We start from the raw sequence: 19937 nt of genomic DNA, 5'->3' as shown, positions 1-19937 counted from the left end.
GACGTGTATCTGGCCCCGCGCAGCATGTGTCCCGATGTGCGACGAGCCAGCCGAAATGGGTGAGCACGTATCACGGTACGCCGCCTTCGGCGCACCTGTTTCCGGTCAGCTTTCGCCGTCGGACTCCTGCGAGGCGGCCTGAGCGGCCTGAGCCGCCGCACTCCCGGGCCGCTTCCGGGCGACCCAACCCTCGATATTCCGCTGCTGGCCCCGGGCGACGGCCAGCGAACCCGCCGGGACGTCCTTGGTGATGACCGAACCGGCGGCCGTGTAAACGCCGTCCCCGACCGTGACAGGCGCCACAAACATATTGTCCGACCCGGTCCGGCAGTGGGACCCGATCGTGGTGTGGTGCTTGGCCACCCCGTCGTAGTTCACGAACACGCTCGCCGCACCGATGTTGGTGTGATCACCGATCGTCGCGTCACCGACGTAACTCAGGTGCGGCACCTTCGTGCCCTCCCCGATCGTCGCGTTCTTCATCTCGACGTACGTACCGGCCTTGGCCTTCGCGCCCAGCCTCGTCCCCGGCCGCAGATAAGCGAACGGCCCCACCGACGCGCCGGGGCCCACCTCGGCGCCGTCCGAGACCGTGTTGTCCACCCGCGCGCCCGCGTGGACGACGGTGTCCTTCAGCCGGGAGTTCGGGCCGACCTCGGCGTCCTCGGCGAGGTGCGTCGCGCCCAGCAGCTGCGTCCCCGGGTGCACGACCGCGTCACGCTCGTACGTCACGGTCGCGTCGATCAGCGTCGAGGCCGGGTCCACGACCGTCACGCCCGCCAGCATGGCGCGCTCCAGGAGCCGCTCGTTCAGCAGACGCCTGGCCTCGGCCAGCTGGAGCCGGTTGTTGATGCCCAGGATCTCCCGGTGGTCGCCGGCGATCGAGGCGCCGACGCGGTGACCCGCCTCGCGCAGGATCGACAGCACGTCGGTGAGGTACTCCTCGCCCTGGCTGTTGTCCGTACGCACCTTGCCGAGCGCCTCGCCGAGCAGCCGGCCGTCGAACGCGAAGACCCCGGAGTTGATCTCCCGGATCGCGCGCTGCGCGTCGGTGGCGTCCTTGTGCTCGACGATCTCGGTGACCGCGCCCGTGGCCGCGTCGCGGACGATCCGGCCGTAGCCGGTGGAGTCCGGGACCTCGGCGGTCAGCACGGTGACGGCGTTCGCGTCGGCCGTGTGGGTGGCCGCCAGCGCGGAGAGCGTCTCGCCGGAGAGCAGCGGGGTGTCCCCGCACACGACGATGACGGTGCCGTCCACGGCGCCGCCGAGCTCCTCCAGGCCGATCCGGACCGCGTGGCCCGTGCCGTTCTGCTCGGCCTGGTAGGCCGTCCGTACGGGGGCGTCCCCGGCGGAGAGGTGCGCGGTGACCTGCTCGCTGGCGTGGCCGACCACGACGACGAGGTGCTGGGGGTCGAGCTCACGGGAGGCGGCGACGACATGTCCGACGAGCGAGCGCCCGGAGATCTCGTGCAGGACCTTGGGGGTCTTCGACTTCATGCGGGTGCCCTCACCCGCTGCGAGGACGACGACGGCGGCCGGGCGGTTGGCGCTCACGGATGTGCCCTTCGGCTTCGGGTGGTGGACATCCGCAGGATACCGGGGGCTTTTGTGCCTGAAACGAGCGCGGGCCCCGACCGTGAGGTCGGGGCCCGCGCTCTCAGGGCTCCCGGGGAAGGAATCGAACCCTCATTCAATGGACCAAAACCATTTGTCCTGCCATTAGACGACCCGGGATAGCCTGTTGCGTTATGTCCGATTCTCTTGATCGGCGCATTTCGCAGCCCCTACTATGCCGTACCACCAGCCCTCGACGCGACGGTACAGGTCCGCGCTTTTCAGAACCCGGACCACGAGGCAACCGCGGTAATCCTCGCCCGTGTTCTTCCGGTTCGTCTTCGGGGAGTGCCTCTTGAGCGTGGTCTTGCCGAACCCGGAGGGCGGGGCGCCTGTGAGATCGGCCCAGTAGCGCTCCGCGGCCGCAACGTCGGCGGTCTCGTGGATGTGCACATGGAACCGGAGGTGCTCCGGCGGCACACCCAGGAGGCGCAGCCATGCGAGGTAGACCGAGATCATGTCCGGGTCGCTGTTGATGAAGGTGACCCTCTCCTGCGGGCGGTGAGGCTTCGACTTGGATCCCTCCGCCCAGTAGAGGCTCACACCCACCAGGAGCAGCTCGCGTGGGCTCAGTGGGCCGATCTCGGTCGCTGCCGCCTTCTTCACCCGCACGCGTTCGGCGTCGCGTCGCCGAAGAGTTTCTTCCCAGCCGCGCCGGGCGATGGCGGAGGCCTCCTCGCGAGTCCGCTTGCGCTCAGGCTTCGGCAGGTCTCGCACCCACAGCGAGATCGACCCCTTCGAGCACCCCAGCTCCACCTGGATCTGGTCGTACGTCATGCCCTGGAGACGCAGCTCCCGGGCCTTCGCGCGCAGGTCGTCCTTGGCGTTGGGGCGCTTCGTCCACTCCGGAGCGGGCTCGCCCTCCAGGAGGCGGTTCAGGATGTCGTGGTTGTCGACGTGTAGGTGGTCGCGGATCTGGCGGCGGCTGAGCCCCTCCCGCCGCAGCGCGATCGCCCTCTCGCGCAGGCCCTCGAAGTCCGCGTACTTGCCACTGGCATGTGTCATACGAACAGCGTCGTCCGGAATGCGGACGTCCGGGTCGAAAGGGTGCTCGGTTCACCGGATCGTGCGATCTACCCGCCTTTGCGGTATGACCGGTCACTTTCCGTGCTGACGGAGTCGCCGGAAAATGGGATGCGTCCGCCCGTAGGCTGGATGCCATGACCGCAACGGGGGCAGACCGGGAAGCGGCGGGTCTGACCACCCGCGGCTACTGGTGGTGGGAGCGGCGGCGCAGTGTCGCCCTGGACGTGGGGCTGGCGCTGGTTTCGGCGCTGGAGTGTGCGCTTGAGGGGGTGGCCTTCGCCGGGGACACCGGGCTGCCGGTGCCGCTCGGGGTGCTCTTCGGGCTGCTGGCGGGGTCGGTGCTGGTGCTGCGCAGGCGCTGGCCGATCGCAGTGGTGCTGGTGTCGATAGCGACGACGCCGGCCGAGATGGGCTTCCTGATGGGGATCGTCGGGCTGTACACCCTGGCGGCTTCCGATGTGCCGCGCAGGATCACGGTGGCGCTGACGGGGATGACGCTCGTCGGCACGTTCATCGTGTCGTACGTGCGGCTGCGGCAGAGCGTGAGTGATCACGCCGAGTTCGGGCCGCTCTGGTACGTCCCGGTGGTGTCGCTCTTCATGTCACTGGGACTGACGGCGCCCTCGGTGCTCTTCGGCCTCTATATCGGGGCGAGGCGCAGGCTGATGGAGAGTCTGCGGGAGCGTGCGGACTCCCTGGAGCGGGAGCTGTCGCTGCTGGCGGACCGGGCGGAGGAGCGGGCCGAGTGGGCGCGTACGGAGGAGCGGACCCGGATCGCGCGGGAGATGCATGACGTGGTGGCGCACCGGGTGAGTCTGATGGTGGTGCACGCGGCGGCGTTGCAGGCGGTGGCTCCGAAGGATCCGGCGAAGGCGGTGCGTAACGCTGCGCTGGTGGGGGACATGGGCCGGCAGGCGTTGACGGAGCTGCGAGAGATGCTCGGGGTGCTGCGGAGCGGGGATGCTCTGGTGGCTCCGCGTGCGGGGCAGGTGCCGTTGGCCTCGGTGGGGCGGGCGGCTGCCGCCGCCGCGGTCGTGGCTGAGGACGGGCCGCGGTTGCGTGAGGTGGAGGCGCTGGTGGCGCAGTCCCGTGAGGCGGGGATGACGGTGGAGCTGTCGGTGGAGGGGGAGCTGCGTCCGTATGCGCCGGAGGTGGAGCAGACGGCGTACCGGGTGGTGCAGGAGGCGTTGACGAACGTGCACAAGCATGCGGCGGGTGCGAAGACGCGGGTGCGGTTGGCGTACCGGGGGGTGGAGGTGGCGATGCAGGTGGAGAACGGTCCGACGGACGGTGTGACGGCGGATGCGGGGCTGCCGAGCGGTGGCAACGGTCTGGTGGGGATGCGGGAGCGCGTGCTGGGGCTCGGGGGTGTGTTCGTGTCGGGGCCGACGGACGCCGGGGGTTTCCGGGTGTCGGCGGTGCTGCCGGACGGTGGGACGGCGGGGTAGGGGGCCGGCTGTTCAGCCCGAGGTGAGGCGGGTGGGCTGTACGCCGGTGATGAGGGTTTCGAGGGCGCGGTCGATGTCGGAGCCGAGGTACCAGTCGCCGGTGTGGTCGATGGAGTAGACGCGCCCTTCGCTGTCGATGGCGAGGACTGCTTGCGCGTCGCCTTCTTCGCCGAGGGGGGCGACTTCGGTTTCGAGTGCGCGTCCCAGGTCGCCGAGTGTGCGTGCGAGGTGGAGTCCGCTGAGCGGGTCGATGCGCACGGTGGTGGTGGCGATGTGGCGGCCGGGGGCGGACGAGGTGATGCGGAGTCCGCCGAATTCGGCCCAGGCTTCGACGGCTGCGGGGAAGACGGCGTGCTGGTGTCCGGCGGGGGAGGCATGGGAGCGGAGGGCGTCGGCCCATTCCTCGGCCTGTCGGATGTCCCAGCGGCCGGGTTGCCATCCGGCGTCGCGGAGTGCGGCGTCGAGGGCGACGGGGAAGCGGGTGGTGGAGGTGCGGTTCTGCTGGCCGGGCAGGTCGAGCATGGTGTGGTTCAGCCCTTCTCGGCGGTGGTCGCCGCACCGGTGGTGAGGTCGACGGGGCGTACGCCGAAGTGGGCGAGCATCTCGGTGCAGGAGCGGCAGGGGGGTGCGTAGCTGCCGTGGAGGGGGTCGCCGTCCTCGCGGATGCGGCGGGCGGTGAGGCGGGCGTGTTTGAGCGCGCGGCGGGCTTCCCCGTTGGTGAGGGGTTTGCGCTGGGCTCGTTTGGAGCGGCTGTCGTCGGCTGCGGTGAGCTGTCGTGACAGGAGTATGGCTTCGGGGCAGCGCCCGGTGAAGCGTTCGCGCTGGTTGCTGGTGAGGGTGTCGAGGAAGTCCTGTACGAGTGGGTGGAGGACGGGTGGCTGGTCGCCTTTGCCCGCGGTGCAGGTGAGTGTTTCCCCGCGTACGGACAGGGCTGCGGCCACCGCGGGCAGGATGCCGTCGCGGCGGTGGTGGAGGTGGGGTGCTCTGTCGGTCTCGGTGGCGCTCCAGCTGAGTCGCGGGTCTCCGGATGTGACTGTTTGTGCTGTGTGCATGGTGCTGGTGTCCCTCCCTGCAATCCCCCGAGTTGCGGGGGACAGCCTGCCAAATATGCAGGGTGGTGGGGAAGCTGGGTGGGTGAAACGTGTCTGCGTGTCGTGGGGCGGTGGCCCTGTTGTCGCGTGTCCGTCACCCCTCGGTGACGGTCGGTGAGTGGGGTGCCGGGGGCGGGGGGCGTTGTTGCGTCACCGCATAGGCTGTGCGGAACACCAGACGCAGCAGGGGGCAACCGCCATGACGACAGGTCGGCTCGGGCAGCAAGCCGCGCCACCGAATGCGGCCTATGCCGGGCAGGTCGTGCATTTCCCGGATCCGGTCCGGGCGTCCCGCCACCCCAAGGGTGTGCGTGTGGACGGGAACGGCTTTCCGGTGCTTTCGCCGTACGCGCGCGCGGCCGCGGAGATCGCGGACCCGCCTCCGGGGTTCGGTGTCGACGAGTTGCGGCTGACGGATTACGTGTCGGCGAACGCGGCGTTGGCGGCGAGCGGCCATGAGCTGTGGGACACGATTCCGGCGGTGGCGACTCCGCACGGGTGGACGTGGCATCACGTGGCGGGTGGCCGGCGGATGGAGCTGGTGCCGGTCGAGGTGAAGGCATTGTTGCGTCATCACGGTGGTCTGGCGACGACTTCGGTGGATCAGGACCGTCGGGGCACGCGGCCGTTGCAGGAGACGCGGCCTGCTCATTTCCGGCTGCCGAAGGGTTCTGTGGCGGTGGGTGAGCAGCAGATCCAGGGTGTCGAGGAGGATCTGGGCTATCGCCTCCCGGGGGCGTACAGGTCGTTCCTGAAGGCGGCCGGTGGTTCGGCTCCGGTGGGTGCGGCGTTGGACGCGGAGCTGGGTCTGCTCGTGGATCAGCCGTTCTTCACGGTGCGTGAGGAAGCCGCTGTGAATGACCTGGTGTATGTGAACAAGTGTCTGCGTGATCACTTCACGAAGGATTTCCTGGGCGTGGGTTTCGTCCAGGGCGGGATCCTGGCGGTGAAGGTGCGTGGTGACGGCGTGGGGTCGGTGTGGTTCTGCGCGTACGACGATGCGCGGGATCAGGACGGCTGGGGTGTGCAGGAGCGGGTCGACCGGCTGCTGTTGCCGTGCGGTGAGGATTTCGATGCGTTCCTCCAGCGTCTCGCGGGTAATCCGCCGGAGTTGGAGACGGTGGCGAACCTGATGGTGGACGGTGGCTTCGCGCGGGCCGTCCCGGTGGAGGGGTGAGCGCGGTGGTGACGTTCGCGCAGGCGCAGGAGCGGGCGGATGAGTGGGTCAACGGTGACGTGCCCGCATATCAGCACCGTGAGGTCCGGGTCCGTGAGTTCGAGCTGGGTTTCGTGGTGTGGGCCGAGGACCGTGCGGAGGGCCCTGTTTCGGACGGGGGCCGTCAGCGGCTGGTGATCGCCCGGGACAGTGGCGAGGCGACGCTGTGGCCCGGGTTGCCGGTGGGTGAGGTGATACGGCGGTACGAGGAGGATTACGGGGCTTCCGCGGAGGCGGAGGCTGCTCCGGAGCCGCCGCAGCGTATCGATCTGAATCAGACGTCGTTCCTGTTGACGCCGCCGGAGTGGTTGCAGGAGGCGGCGGACAAGCTGGGGATTCCGGATCGGCGTGCGGAGGGGGACGCGCCTCCTGCCGCTTCCGCGCCGTCTGCCGCTTCCGCGCCGTCTGACGCTCCCCCGCCGCCTTCGGCTCCTGGTGCTCCTTCTCCCTCTCCTTCTGTTCCCGCGCCGGCCGGTGCCGGTTCGGGGTCGGCGTGGCCGGCTGCCGGTGGGCAGCGGGATCATGAGCCGACGGTGAACGACGGGGTGCCTGCCGGGGCGACGCCTTGGGCGGGCACGGACACGAACGCGGGTGCGGACGAGGGCGGTGTGCCGTTGCCCGCGACGGTGTTCGCGCCGCCGCTCTCGGGGTCGGACGACGACGGGACTCCGCCGCCGGTCGTTTCGGCGGAGGCGCCCACGGCGTTGATGTCGGGTGGCAGTCAGCTGCCGCCGACGGCGGTGGTGCCCGGGCTGGACCCGCAGGCGCCGCCTCCGGGGCCTCCTGCGCCCGCTGCTCCTTCGGCTCCGGCTCCTTCGGCTCCGGCGCCCGGTGCGCCGGCTCCTGCCGGTCCTGGGCGCGGGGCGGGGGACATCGCGGATGCGGCGACGAGTAAGGCGGTCGTGCCGCCGCGGGGCGCTCGGGGGTCGGGGTCGTCGACTCCGCCGCCGCCCGGGGCGCCCGGTGTGCCGGGGGCGCGGCCGGGGGCGACTCCGCCGCCTTCCGGGCCGGGTGCGCCAGGTGCGCCGGCGGGTGGTTATGTGCCGACGCAGCTGGTCTCGCAGACGCCGCCTCCGGGTGTGCCGGGCTCCGGTGGGACGCCGCCTCCGGGTGCGCAGCCGCCTGGTCCTCCCGGTCCTCCTGGCCCGCCCGGTCCTCCGGGTGCGACGCCGCCTCCGGGTGGCGGGCTGCACCATGCCGCGACGATGTTCGCCGATGCGAGCATCGGTGGCCCGAACGCGCCGCGTCCTCCGGGCCCGCCGGGTCCTCCTGCTCCTCCCGGCCCTCCGGGTGCTCCAGGAGCGACGCCGCCTCCTCCGCCGCCACCTCCTGGGTCCACGCCGCCGCCCGGTCCTCCGCCGCCGCCTCCGGGTGCGACGCCGCCTCCGGGTGGCGGGGTGCACCATGCCGCGACGATGCTGGCGGCTCCGGGGCAGGTCGTCGGTCCGGGTGCGCCGCAGCCGCCCGGTCCTCCGGGGCCTCCCGGGCCTCCCGGGGCGCCGGGGCCGCACACTCCGCCGCCTCCTCCTGGGGCGTACGGCTATCCGCAGCAGCCGGTGGGCCTGCCGACGGTCGGTCCGGGCTATCAGGCCGTGCTGCGCTTCCGTGCGGCCGACGGCAGTGAGCAGCAGCTGATCCGGCGTTCGGCGCCGGGTACTCCGCATCCGGAGTGGCAGATGCTGCACGAGCTGCGTGGGATGGGTGTCCCGCCGCAGCAGGTGATCGAGCTGCATACGGAGCTGGAGTCGTGCGAGCTTCCGGGTGGTTACTGTGCGCGGATGATCCGGGAGACGTGGCCGCAGGTCCGGATCACGAGTGTCGCGCCGTACGGCACGGATCATGCGAGCCGGCAGCAGGGTATGCAGCATCTGCTGACGCATCAGGGTGAGTTGCATCAGGTGGCCGACGGGCCGGCGCGGCCGGCCCCGGTGCGGGCGCCGCTGCCGCAGATGCCGCCTGCGCAGGCTGTGCCTCCGGAGGCGCTGGCGGAGGAGCTGCACGGGGCGTTCGGTCCTGGTGTGCTGCGGTTCGACCAGCGGGCGGTGTCCCGTCAGGGTGTGCCCGAGGTTGTGGCGCGGACGCTGGTGTGGGCGGGGTTGCCCGCTGATTTCGGGCCGTTCTTCTGGGCGCAGCCGGGTCATCCTGTGGTGCCGACGCTGGCGGAGCTGGCGGGGCAGCGGCAGGTGCAGCCCGCGTCGGACGCGGGTTCGTATCTGGTGATGGGTTCGGACTTCGGCCGGGCGATCTGTGTGCAGTACGGGACGGCGAACATCGTGGCTGTTCCGGTGGAGGCGGGTCCGGGTGGTCAGCCCGTTCCGCCGCAGTTCGTGAACACGGGGCTGCCGGAGTTCGTGCGGTCGATGGCGTTGCTGGGCCGGATGTGGCGGTTGCGGTTCGGGTTGAATCCTGAGCAGGCGGGTCGTTGGACGGTCGATTTCCAGGCGCAGTTGGTGGCGATCGATCCGGCGGCTCTGGCGTCGCCGGAGGGCTGGTGGTCGGTGCTGCTGGAGCAGATGTGGGACGGGCTGCTGTGATGCGGTCCGGTCGGGTCTGATCCGTTGTGTACGAGAGGCGTTCGTCCCGTGATGGGGCGGGCGCCTTTTGTGTGGAGTTCTGTGACGCGGGTCGCTTCCGACTTGAATGCAGCTGATCGATTCCGACTTCCGGGCCAATTACCGCATCCTTGACGTATTGCTTCATGGTCGTGGAGTCGGAGAGCGGGAAAGAGGGCTTCAGGGATGAGTGGTGGACCGGTGTCCGCGCACGGTTTTGTCGGTGTTCGGGGGCGTGGTTACCGTCCTGAGCAGGTGGACCGCATGGTGGCCTCGCTGTCGGCGGAGCGGGACGGGGCCCTTGAGCGGCTTGCCCTGCTGACGGGGCGTGCCGAGGAGTTGGCGGCGGAGGCGGCGCGGCTGGGTGAGGTGGTGGCCTCGCTCGCGCCGCAGACCTATCAGTCGCTGGGGGAGCGTGCCCAGCAGATTCTGGCTCTGGCGGAGGCCGAGGCGGAGGCGGCGCGGGGTGCGGCGCTGGAGGAGGCGCAGGCGCTGCGGGACGCGGCGGACGTGGCGGGCCGGGAGGTCCGTGAGGCGGCGCGTGAGCAGGCGGGGGCTGTGCGGGCGGCGGCGGACGCCCGTGCGGAGGAGGTGCTGGCGGAGGCGCGGGAGAGCGCCGGGGCGCTGGTGGAGGAGGCGCGCCAGGAGGCCGGTGAGGTGCGTGGGGCGGCGGAGGAGGAGATGGCCGGTACGCGTCGCCGTACGGCGGGTGTGCTGTCGCACCAGGAGCAGGAGCATGCCGAGCGGCGCAAGGCGGCGGAGGGTGAGATCGCCCGTGCGGAGGCGGCCGCGGCGGAGCGCGAGGCGGAGCTGACGGCTCGTGGGGAGGCGCTGCTCGAGCGGGCGCGGCGGGAGCTCGCGGAGACCGAGGAGGCGGCCCGGCACGGTCAGGAGGACGCGGAGGCGCGGGCGGCGGAGCTGCTTTCGGGGGCCGGGATGGCGGAGGAGCGTGTGGTGCGGGAGACGGAGCGGATCCTTCGGGAGCACGAGGAGGGCCGTGAGGAGGTGCAGGCGCACATGGCGCATGTGCGTAATTCGTTGGCGGCGCTCACGGGGCGTGCGGTGACGGGCCCCGCGGGGGAGTGACGGGGCGCTCGTTGCGGGCGGGCCGGCCGGGTCAGGGGCGTGGCCAGGGGTGCTTGGAGATGTGCTCGATGCCGGTGTTGAAGCGTTTGAGGTAGGCGGCGTAGGCGGCAATGTCCTCGTCCGGCCAGTCGTGCATGACCTGGTCCAGTGCGCGTACGACGCGTTCGCGTTCTTCGTCGAGGAGGCGGGCGCCCTTGTCGGTGATGCGGAATTTGCGGGCCGTGCCGCCCTCGGGGTCGGCGATGCGCTCGGTCAGTCCGGCGCGCGTCGCGGCGGCGGTCTGGCGGTTGAGGGTGGAGGCGTCGAGGCCGAAGGCGTCGCTCAGTTCGCCGATGGACATCGGTCCCTGGACGCGGATGCGGCTGAGCAGGACGTAGGCGCTCCGTTCCAGGAGGGCGTTCTCGTGGCGGCCGCCCCGGTGGTGGGCGAGGTCGTGGCGCCAGAGCAGCATCTGCTCGTACTCCACGTCGTCCGTGGGTCCGGCCATGCCTGCCGCCTCCTGTTCTGCACGGGCCGGTCGCAGGTCGCTCCGGCGGTGGTTCATGCTCCCATGAGATGTGCACTAGACACATAACGTGCATGACACATTGGGCATGTACGATGCACATCGCTACTCGACAGAACGAGCCGTGCGACCCGACCCCAAGGAGTTCCATCCTCATGGATGCCCCCCAGCCGACCGCCGGATCAGGCGGTGTGATCGCCACGCTCGCCTTTGCGGGCACCGTGGCGGCGGTCATGCAGACCCTGGTCACCCCGCTCATCGCGGAGCTGCCGAAGCTCCTCGACACCACGTCCTCCAACGCCGCGTGGGTGATCACGGTCACCCTGCTGGTCTCGGCCGTGTGCGTGCCGGTCTCCGGGCGGCTGGGCGACCTGCTGGGCAAGCGCCGGATGCTCCTCGTGTGCGCGGTGCCGCTGGTCGTCGGGTCGGTGGTGTGCGCGCTCGCGTCCTCCGTCGTCCCCATGATCATCGGGCGCGGTCTGCAGGGGATGGGCATGGGCATGGTGCCGCTCGGCATCGCCCTGCTGCGTGACGTGGTGCCGAAGGAGAAGATGAGCTCCTCCATCGCCCTGGTCAGCGCCTCCCTCGGCATCGGCGGCGCCCTCGGTCTGCCGATCGCCTCGGCGGTAGCCCAGTACGCCAACTGGCGGGTGCTGTTCTGGGGCTCGGCCGTGCTGGCCTTCATCATCTTCGCCCTGATCTGGTTCCTGGTCCCGGACGTCCCGGCCGGCGCCAAGGGGCAGCGTTTCGACGTGCCCGGCGCCCTCGGCCTGGCCGTCGGTCTGGTCTGCCTGCTCCTCGCCGTCTCCAAGGGTGCCGAGTGGGGCTGGACCTCCACGACGACGATCGGCCTGTTCGTCGCCTCCGTCGTGGTCCTTCTCGTCTGGGGCTTCTGGGAGCTGCGGACCAAGGACCCGCTGGTCGACCTGCGCACCACGGCCCGTCCCCGGGTGCTGATCACCAACCTCGCGTCGCTCTTCGTCGGCTTCGGCATGTACGCCGGCATGCTGATCGCGCCGCAGCTCCTGCAGTTCCCCGAGGCCACCGGCTACGGGCTGGGCCAGTCGATGCTCGCGGCGGGTCTGTGGATGGCCCCCGGCGGCCTGATGATGATGGTCATCTCCCCGCTCGGCGGGAAGCTCACCGACTCCCGCGGCCCGAAGTTCACGCTGATCTGCGGTGTGCTGGTGATCGCCGGGGCGTACGGGCTGGGGATCCTCCTGATGGGCTCCGCCTGGGGGCTGATGCTGTTCCTCATGGTCAGCAGCAGCGGCGTCGGCCTCGCCTACGGTGCGATGCCCGCCCTGATCATGAGCTCGGTCCCGGTGTCCGAGACGGCCGCGGCCAACGGGTTCAACACCCTCATGCGCGCGCTCGGCACGTCGATCGGCGCCGCGGTGATCGGCGCGGTCCTCGCCCAGATGACCACGGAGACGGCCGGCTACAGCTTCACCTCCGAGGCCGGGTTCCGTACCGGCCTGATGTTCGGCTGCGGTGTCGCGCTGGTCGCCGTGGTGATCTCGGCGTTCATCCCGGCTCTCCGCCGTCCCGACGGCGCGGGCGAGCAGGCCGAGGCTGCCGCCGCGCCCGAGGTCGCCGCCGCCAAGGGCTGACCCCGGCGCGCTTCCTTCCGGACCTGACTGCCCGGTTCCGGCCCCTCCGGGGGCCCGGAGCCGGGCAGTCCGCCGTCGCGGGCCCGGCCCTTCCGCCGGCCGGTGCCGTCACCTCGTGGCCGTGTCACCGCCGCCCCGCGGGCGGGGCTCCCGCGAGGATCCAGGGCTCGACGGCCTCGTACTGGCGGCGCTGCCCGGCGGGGTCCGCGTCCCGGCCGTACAGGGTGCCCAGCCACCCGGCGAGGAAGCCGAAGGGGATGGAGACCAGGCCGGTCGTGGTGAGCGGGAACCAGTTGAAGTCGCGGTGGGGGAAGACGGATCCGGGGGAGCCGGAGACGAGGTCGGTGCCGGTGATCAGGACGAACACGCAGGCGGTACCGCCGAGGAGGGTGCAGAGCAGCCCGGTGCGGGTGAAGCGGCGCCAGAACATGCTGTAGACGAGCGCCGGGGCGATGGCGGACGCCCCGACGCAGAAGGACAGGGTCACCAGCGCCTGGACGTTCCAGTGCCGGGCGAGGACGGCGAGGGCGACGGCGAGTGCTCCGACACCGACCGCCGCGGCCTGGGCCGTGGCCATCTCGGTGCGGGGCCTCATCGGCCGCCCGGTCCGCCGGCCGTGGGCGAACAGGTCGTGGGCGAGCGAGTTGGCGCAGGCCAGGATCATTCCGGCGACGGAGGCGAGCAGGGTCAGGAAGATCGCCGTGGTCATGGTGGTGACGACGAGCGCCCCGGTCCTGCCGCCGCCCGCGACGGCGGCGGTGACCTGGAGGACGGCGCTGTTCCCCTGGGCTCCGGCGGCGGTGATGCGCTCGCCTCCGACGAGAGCGGCGGCTCCGAAGCCGATGACGGTGAGGAGGAGGCAGATGCCGACGACGACGCAGACGGCCCAGGACAGGGAGCGGCGGACCGCCCGGGCGTTGCGGACGCTGGTCATCCGCATGGTGATGTGCGGCAGGCAGGCGGCGCCGAGCACGACGGTCAGTTCGCTGCTGATCATGTCGAGGTCGCTGCCGCCGAACTGGAGGCCGGAGTGCAGATAGGCGGCGCCCGCCCCGCTCCCTCTCTCGGCGGCGCGGAGCAGGGCGCCGGTGTCCCAGTCGAAGCGGCCGAGGACGAGTACGGAGACGAGGAGCCCCGCGCCCAGGAGCGCGAGGGTCTTCATGATCTGGATCAGGGCGGTGCCCTTCATGCCGCCGATGGCCGCGTAGCCGATCATGACGACGCCGAGGGCGATGATCGATCCGGTGCGGAAGCCGGAGCTGTCGAAGCCGAGGATGAAGGCGAGCAGGTCGCCGCTGCCGGCGAGCTGGACGACCATCAGGGGCAGCAGGGCGGCGAGGGTGACGGTGCAGGAGGCGATGCGGGCCGCCCGGCCGGGGGCCCGGCGGGTGAGCATGTCCCCCATGGTGAACCTGCCCGCGTTACGCAGCGGTTCGGCGAGCAGGAACATCAGCAGGACCAGGGAGAGCACCGTGCTGAGCGCGAGTACGAGCCCGTCGTGGCCGGTGAGGGCGATGACTCCGGTGGTGCCGAGGACGGTGGCGGCGGAGAGGTAGTCCCCGGCGATGGCGAGGCCGCCCCGCAGGGGCGAGAGGGCGCGGTAGCCGGTGTAGAACGCATCGAGGTCGTCGCGGTCGGGGCCGGTCATGACGCAGAGCAGCAGGGTGAGGCTGGCGACGGCGATGAACGCGGTGAGGGACATCGTCTGGGCCGACTCGTCGAATCCGTTCACCGGCCCGGCCCCTTCCTGCGGTCCGGTGCCGGTGCGCCGGCCTTCGCGTGGCCGGCGCGGTCGCGGAGTCCGGCGCTGAGCGGGTCGACGGTGCGGCGGGCGGTCCACTCGTAGACGGCGATCGCGGCGAGCGCGACGGGGAGCTGGCACAGGCCGAGGAGGAGGCCGGTGGTGAGTCCGCCGTCGCCGACGGGGCGGGTCATCAGGGCGGGGGCGTAGCCGGACAGCAGGAGGAAGAGGGTGAAGTAGCCGAGGGCGGTGAGGGCCGAGACGCGGCGCAGCAGGCGGTAGGCGGTGCGGAGCCGTCGCAGGTCGCTGTGGTGCCCGGGCGCCGGGGCGCGGCCGGGTCCGGGTGCCGGGGTGGCCGGCGGTGGCGGGGGCGGGGAGCTCTGCCAGGGCATGAGGTAGTCGCCGGGGTACGGGGGCTGAGCGGGGCGGGGCGGGGGCTGCCGGGGCGGGTGCGGGGGTGGCTGCGAGTGCTGAGGCATGGCGGTGCTCCCTGCATGGCTCGGGCCCGGGACGGGCTGCAAGGCAGGTGCGCGGGTGCGCTGTCGGGAGCGCGTACGTTACTCGCGGGTATCGCGGAGGGGGAGGGTTGTGGGCGAACTACCCCAGGTAACACGCCACTTGTCTAGTCCTTCGGCGTTCGGGGAGCGCTCTCGTGCTCGTCCAGGACCGGGAAGCGGCGGGGGGCCAGGACGACGAGGACCAGCAGGGCGAGAGCGGCGGCGACCGCGGCGCCGGTGAACACGTGGTCCACGGCGGTGTCGACGGCCCGCCGCAGATAGTCCGTCGCCGCGGCGGAGAGGGAGGCCGGGTCCTCGAGGGCGTGCGATACCGCGTCCAGATCACCGGGCAGGCCGGGGACGGGGGAGTGGGCCAGCCGGGAGGCGAGCACGCCGTTGGCGACGGCGCCGAAGAGCGCGGCGCCGATGCTCTGGCCGACTTGGCGGCAGAAGAGCACGGACGCCGTCGTCGTTCCCCGCTCGGCCCAGCCGACCGTGGACTGGACCCCGACGATCAGGGGGAGCTGGAAGAGGCCGAGCGTCGCGCCGAGCAGCAGCATGAGCAGGGCGGGCTGCCAGGCGGTGCCGGGATAGGGCAGCAGCGGGAAGCAGAGCAGGACCAGCAGGGCCCCGGACATGCCGGTGATCGCGGTGCGGCGGAAGCCGATGCGGTTGTAGACCCGGTCGGAGAGGGCGGCGGCGACGGGCCAGCTCAGGGTCATCACGGAGAGCACGAACCCGGCGGCGATCGGGCCCAGTCCGAGGACGGACTGGGCGTAGGTCGGCAGGAAGACGGTCGGCGCGACCATGAGCAGCCCCATCGCGCCGAGGGCGAGATTGACCGAGGCGATGGTGCGGCGCCGCCAGACCCAGCCGGGTATGACGGGTTCCGCGGCGCGGCGTTCGATGAGGACGGTCAGGGCGGCCAGCGCGGCGCTCGCCCCGAACAGCCCGAGCGAGGGGGCGGAGAGCCAGGGCCAGGCGACGCCGCCCTGGACGAGCGCGGTCAGCAGGAGGGCGCCGGTGGCGAAGACCGCGAGGGCGCCCGCCCAGTCGATACGGGGGCGGGTGGCGGGACGCGGCCTGGCGGGTTCGTGGAGGTGACGGACCACCAGCCAGAGGGCGACGGCACCGACCGGCAGGTTGATCAGGAAGATCCAGCGCCAGTCGGCGTAGGCGGCGAGGAGCCCGCCCGCCGCGGGCCCCGCCACGGCCGAAGTCGCCCAGACGGTGGAGAGTTTCGCCTGGATCTTCGGCCGTTCCTTGAGCGGGTACAGGTCGGCGGCGATCGTCTGCACCGTGCCCTGGAGGGCGCCGCCGCCGAGACCCTGGACGACGCGGAAGGCGATGAGGGCGGCCATGTTCCAGGCGGCGGCGCAGAGCAGGGAGCCAACCAGGAAGAGGATGATCCCGGCGATCAGGACGGGCTTGCGGCCGAAGGTGTCGGAGAGCTTCCCGTACACCGGCAGGGTGACGGTCACGGCGAGCAGATAGCCGGAGAAGAGCCAGGAGAAGACGGAGAACCCGCCGAGGTCGCCGACGATCTGCGGCACGGCTGTCGCGACGATGGTGCCGTCGATGGCGGCGAGTCCCATGCCGAGCATGAGGGCCGCCGCGACGGGGCGGCGGCTCCGGTCGGTGCCCGGTGGTGTCCCGGGGGCGGCGGCCCCTCGTACCGCTTCAGGGCTGTCCGTTCCGCCGGTGCCGTCCGTGCCGCCCACAGGGGTCCCTTCCCTATGCATCTACTTGCCGATGGACACTGTCTCACCGCCCGGCGCCGTACGGGAGCCGCAGGCCGGAGAGCGGGACCCCTACTCAGGTCCCGCACCCGGGGCCCGGACCCCTAGGGGGAGCACCGGAGTTGTGCCCGGGGGCCGTTCCTCCCGCCGGAGGACGAGAGACGGGTGCCCTGTTCCTTAGCGTGTTCTTATACCGACCGGCACGTGGGGGACGGTCGGTACAACGCCGCGGATGCGGCCCGCCGCAGGGGGCGGGGTGGGGAAAACCCCACTCGAAGACTGCGCCGGGCACCAGCGCGCCGGAGCACCTCTTCACCCGAGACTCGGAACGTACACAGAGACGTCCGCGCATCGACCGACATAGGAGAAAAACCGTGACAACGGCTGTAACCATTCCCAGGCACGGGGACACTGGAGGGCGTACGGCCGTTGCTGCGCGAGCGCGGCAGGTCGTCAAGGCGTACGGCACGGGCGAGACCCGGGTCGTGGCGCTCGACCATGTCGACGTGGACATCGTCCGCGGGCAGTTCACGGCGATCATGGGCCCGTCCGGGTCGGGCAAGTCGACCCTGATGCACTGCCTGGCGGGTCTGGACACGGTGACCTCGGGGCAGATCCACCTCGCCGACACCGAGATCACGGGCCTCAAGGACAAGAAGCTGACGCAGCTGCGCCGGGACCGTATCGGCTTCATCTTCCAGGCGTTCAACCTGCTTCCGACGCTCAACGCGATCGAGAACATCACGCTGCCGATGGACATCGCGGGCCGTAAGCCCGACGCCGGCTGGCTGCGGCAGGTCGTGGAGACCGTCGGTCTCGCCGAGCGGCTCAAGCACCGGCCCACGCAGCTCTCCGGCGGCCAGCAGCAGCGTGTCGCGGTGGCCCGGGCGCTCGCCGCCCGCCCCGAGATCATCTTCGGTGACGAGCCCACGGGGAACCTGGACTCGCGGGCCGGCGCCGAGGTGCTGTCCTTCCTGCGCAAGTCGGTCGACGAGCTCGGCCAGACCATCGTCATGGTCACCCACGACCCGGTGGCCGCCTCCTACGCGGACCGGGTCCTCTACCTCGCCGACGGCTCCATCGTCGACGAGATGAAGAACCCCACGGCCGAGCAGGTCCTGGACCGGATGAAGGACTTCGACGCACGCGGGCGGACGTCATGACCGTCTGGAAGACCTCGATGCGCAACTTCCTCGCGCACAAGGGGCGGATGGCGCTCTCCGCCGTCGCCGTCCTGCTGTCGGTGGCGTTCGTGTGCGGCACGCTCGTCTTCACCGACACGATGAACACCACCTTCGACAAGCTCTTCGCGGCGACGTCCGCCGACGTGACGGTCAGCCCGAAGGAGGCCGAGGCCGCCGACGTCCCGGAGAACGGCAAGCCCGAGGCGCTCCCCGCGTCCGTCGTCGCCGAGGTCGCCGGGGTGGACGGGGTGAAGAAGGCCGAGGGCGCGGTCAGCAGCATGGCCGTCACCCTCGTCGACAGCCACAACAAGAACCTCGGGTCCGACACCGGTGCCCCGACGATCGCGGGCAACTGGACCGACAACGACCTGCGGTCCATGGAGATCACCTCCGGCCACGCCCCGCGCGGACCGACCGAGGCCATGATCGACGCCGACACCGCCGAGAAGCACCATCTGAAGGTCGGCGACGAGGTGCGCACCATCGCCGTCACCGGCGACATCAGGGCGAAGATCACCGGTATCGCCTCGTTCACCGTGACCAACCCCGGCGCGGCCGTCGTCTACCTCGACACCGCGACCGCACAGCAGAAGCTGCTGGGCGCGCCCGACGTCTTCACCCACATCTCGGTCACCGCCGAACCGGGTGTCGCCGACAACCGGCTGAAGAAGGACGTCGCCGCGGCTCTGGGCGACGCGGGCACGTACAAGCTGCAGACCCAGAAGGAGGCCGCGGACGCCAACAAGGACTCCATGGGCTCCTTCCTGGACGTCATGAAGTACGCGATGCTCGGCTTCGCCGGGATCGCCTTCCTCGTCGGTATCTTCCTGATCGTCAACACCTTCTCGATGCTGGTCGCCCAGCGCACCCGCGAGATCGGTCTGATGCGGGCCATCGGCTCCAGCCGCAAGCAGGTCAACCGGTCCGTGCTCGTCGAGGCGGTCCTCCTGGGCATCGTCGGATCGGTCCTGGGAGTCGCGGCCGGCGTCGGCCTCGCCGTCGGGCTGATGAAGGTCATGGGCGCCGTCGGCATGGAGCTCTCCACCAAGGACCTCACCATCGCCTGGACGACCCCGGTGATCGGACTGGCCCTCGGTATCGTCGTCACCGTCCTCGCCGCGTACATCCCGGCCCGCCGGGCCGGCAAGGTCTCCCCGATGGCCGCCCTGCGGGACGCCGGAACCCCGGCGGACGCCAAGTCCGGCTGGATCCGTGCCGGAATCGGACTGGTCCTGACCGGGGCCGGTGCCGCCGGCCTGTGGGCGACGACCCGGGTGGACGAGGCGAGCGAGGGCTCGCTCTACCTCGGCCTGGGCGTGGTCCTCACCCTCATCGGCTTCATCGTCATCGGCCCGCTGCTCGCCGGCGCGGTCGTGCGGGTGCTCGGCCTCGTCGTCCTGCGCCTGTTCGGCCCGGTCGGGCGGCTGGCGGAGCGCAACGCGCTGCGCAACCCCCGGCGTACGGGAGCGACCGGCGCGGCCCTGATGATCGGCCTGGCCCTGGTGGCGTGCCTGTCGGTCGTCGGCTCGTCCATGGTCGCCTCGGCCACCGACGAGCTGGACAAGTCGGTCGGCACGGACTTCATCGTCCAGTCGAACACCGGCCAGCCGATCGTGCCGCAGGCCGCGGACGCCATCGAGAAGGTGCCCGGTATCGAGCACGTGACGAACTACAAGGTGCTCGCCGCGAAGCTCACCAACCCCGACGGTTCGTCGTCGGACGACCACGTCACCGCCGCCGACCCGACGTACCCGCAGGACCTGCGGCGCGAGACCGTCGCCGGCGACCTGGCGAAGGCGTACGGCGCGGATTCCATGTCGGTCGGGTCGGACTACGCCGCCCTGCACAAGATCAAGATCGGCGACGAGCTCACCGTCGCCTTCAAGGCCGGCGACACCGCGAAGCTGAAGGTCGCCGCGATCACCTCGGACGACACGAGCGTCGACCAGGGGGTGATGTACATCAACGTCTCCACGGCCGAGCGTTACGTCGCCGCCGACCGGATGCCCGAGAACATGATCATGTTCGCCGCGGCGGAGGACGGCAAGGAGAAGGAGGCGTACGCGGCCATCAAGAGCTCGCTCGCCGCGTACCCGCAGTACAAGGTGCAGAACCAGGCCGACTTCAAGGAGGACCTGAAGGACCAGATCGGCCAGCTGCTGAACATCGTGTACGGCCTGCTCGCCCTGGCGATCATCGTCGCGGTGCTGGGTGTGGTGAACACCCTGGCCCTGTCGGTGGTCGAGCGGACCCGCGAGATCGGCCTGATGCGGGCGATCGGCCTCTCCCGCCGCCAGCTGCGGCGCATGATCCGGCTGGAGTCCGTGGTCATCGCCCTGTTCGGCGCACTGCTCGGACTCGGCCTGGGCATGGGCTGGGGAACGTCGGCCCAGAAGCTGCTGGCCCTGGAAGGGCTCGGGGTCCTGGAGATCCCGTGGCCGACGATCGTCACCGTGTTCGTCGCCTCGGCCTTCGTCGGACTGTTCGCCGCCCTGGTCCCGGCCTTCCGGGCCGGCCGGATGAACGTCCTGAACGCGATCGCCACGGACGGGTGACGGAGCCCGCCGTAGGATGACTGATCCGGCCCCGGGGCGTTCCTCCAAACGCCCCGGGGCCGGTTCGCGT

At 71.2% G+C, this 19937-nt stretch carries 15 protein-coding genes and 1 tRNA gene; 7 read left to right on the top strand and 9 right to left on the bottom strand.

Translation table 11 applies throughout. The features are described 5' to 3' along the window. Positions 1-105: 105 nt before the first annotated feature. The 3 genes from glmU to OG379_RS16365 all read right to left on the bottom strand — a co-directional run bounded on the left by glmU (position 106) and on the right by OG379_RS16365 (position 2619). A complete protein-coding gene (gene glmU / locus OG379_RS16375; protein WP_405663427.1) occupies positions 106-1554 on the bottom strand; it encodes a bifunctional UDP-N-acetylglucosamine diphosphorylase/glucosamine-1-phosphate N-acetyltransferase GlmU in 1449 nt (482 codons plus the stop codon). Positions 1555-1663: 109 nt separating this feature from the next. Then, a tRNA-Gln gene (locus tag OG379_RS16370) sits at positions 1664-1734 on the bottom strand. A 12-nt stretch (positions 1735-1746) separates the two neighbouring features. Continuing rightward, the gene (locus OG379_RS16365; protein WP_405663424.1) at positions 1747-2619 is read right to left on the bottom strand and encodes a hypothetical protein; all 873 of its coding nucleotides are present in this window, start codon (positions 2617-2619) and stop codon (positions 1747-1749) included. 155 nt (positions 2620-2774) lie between these two features. Here OG379_RS16365 and OG379_RS16360 point away from each other — a divergent pair, with 155 nt between their 5' ends. Continuing rightward, a complete protein-coding gene (locus OG379_RS16360; protein ID WP_405663422.1) occupies positions 2775-4088 on the top strand; it encodes a sensor histidine kinase in 1314 nt (437 codons plus the stop codon). 12 nt (positions 4089-4100) lie between these two features. Here the strand turns inward: OG379_RS16360 and OG379_RS16355 are convergent, their stop codons facing one another. Further along, a complete protein-coding gene (locus OG379_RS16355; RefSeq protein ID WP_405663419.1) occupies positions 4101-4610 on the bottom strand; it encodes an SUKH-3 domain-containing protein in 510 nt (169 codons plus the stop codon). 8 nt (positions 4611-4618) lie between these two features. Beyond that, on the bottom strand, positions 4619-5140 hold the full coding sequence (locus OG379_RS16350) for a YwqJ-related putative deaminase (protein WP_405663417.1): 522 nt from the start codon (positions 5138-5140) through the stop codon (positions 4619-4621). Positions 5141-5378: 238 nt separating this feature from the next. Between OG379_RS16350 and OG379_RS16345 the strand changes: the two genes are divergently transcribed. The 3 genes from OG379_RS16345 (at position 5379) to OG379_RS16335 (ending at position 10033) form a co-directional block, all read left to right on the top strand. Then, complete coding sequence (locus OG379_RS16345) at positions 5379-6356, top strand: SMI1/KNR4 family protein (RefSeq protein ID WP_405663415.1); 978 nt, start codon at positions 5379-5381, stop codon at positions 6354-6356. Then, positions 6353-8929, top strand: coding sequence for an SUKH-4 family immunity protein (locus OG379_RS16340; protein ID WP_405663412.1), 2577 nt, complete (start codon positions 6353-6355; stop codon positions 8927-8929). Before OG379_RS16345 ends, OG379_RS16340 begins: the two co-directional genes overlap by 4 nt. A gap of 204 nt (positions 8930-9133) precedes the next feature. Then, on the top strand, positions 9134-10033 hold the full coding sequence (locus tag OG379_RS16335) for a cellulose-binding protein (RefSeq protein WP_405663410.1): 900 nt from the start codon (positions 9134-9136) through the stop codon (positions 10031-10033). 31 nt (positions 10034-10064) lie between these two features. Here the strand turns inward: OG379_RS16335 and OG379_RS16330 are convergent, their stop codons facing one another. After that, positions 10065-10520: a MarR family winged helix-turn-helix transcriptional regulator gene (locus tag OG379_RS16330; protein ID WP_405663408.1), complete on the bottom strand. Its 456-nt coding sequence runs from the start codon at positions 10518-10520 to the stop codon at positions 10065-10067. A gap of 173 nt (positions 10521-10693) precedes the next feature. Between OG379_RS16330 and OG379_RS16325 the strand changes: the two genes are divergently transcribed. Next, positions 10694-12151, top strand: a complete 1458-nt coding sequence (locus OG379_RS16325) for an MFS transporter (protein WP_405663406.1) — start codon at positions 10694-10696, stop codon at positions 12149-12151. Between the two features lie 124 nt (positions 12152-12275). On the opposite strand, the gene OG379_RS16320 is transcribed toward OG379_RS16325, so the two are convergent. The 3 genes from OG379_RS16320 to OG379_RS16310 form a co-directional block, all read right to left on the bottom strand. Then, the gene (locus OG379_RS16320; RefSeq protein WP_405668530.1) at positions 12276-13853 is read right to left on the bottom strand and encodes a cation acetate symporter; all 1578 of its coding nucleotides are present in this window, start codon (positions 13851-13853) and stop codon (positions 12276-12278) included. Positions 13854-13879: 26 nt separating this feature from the next. Continuing rightward, entirely contained in the window at positions 13880-14371 is a 492-nt protein-coding gene (locus tag OG379_RS16315; protein ID WP_405663404.1) for a DUF485 domain-containing protein, read from the bottom strand. A gap of 143 nt (positions 14372-14514) precedes the next feature. Further along, the gene (locus OG379_RS16310; protein ID WP_405663401.1) at positions 14515-16131 is read right to left on the bottom strand and encodes an MFS transporter; all 1617 of its coding nucleotides are present in this window, start codon (positions 16129-16131) and stop codon (positions 14515-14517) included. Positions 16132-16502: 371 nt separating this feature from the next. On the opposite strand from OG379_RS16310, the gene OG379_RS16305 reads away from it, so the two are divergent. Both OG379_RS16305 and OG379_RS16300 read left to right on the top strand, forming a co-directional pair. After that, entirely contained in the window at positions 16503-17291 is a 789-nt protein-coding gene (locus OG379_RS16305) for an ABC transporter ATP-binding protein (protein WP_393758763.1), read from the top strand. Beyond that, positions 17288-19867: an ABC transporter permease gene (locus OG379_RS16300; RefSeq protein ID WP_405663399.1), complete on the top strand. Its 2580-nt coding sequence runs from the start codon at positions 17288-17290 to the stop codon at positions 19865-19867. The genes OG379_RS16305 and OG379_RS16300 overlap by 4 nt, the downstream gene beginning before the upstream one ends. Positions 19868-19937 lie beyond the last annotated feature (70 nt).

This window comes from Streptomyces sp. NBC_01166 (assembly GCF_045039765.1).
In the GTDB taxonomy this organism is placed as follows: Bacteria; Actinomycetota; Actinomycetes; order Streptomycetales; family Streptomycetaceae; genus Streptomyces.
The sequence above is the reverse complement of the archived record's forward strand: the minus strand, read 5'-3'. Positions and strand labels throughout refer to the sequence as shown.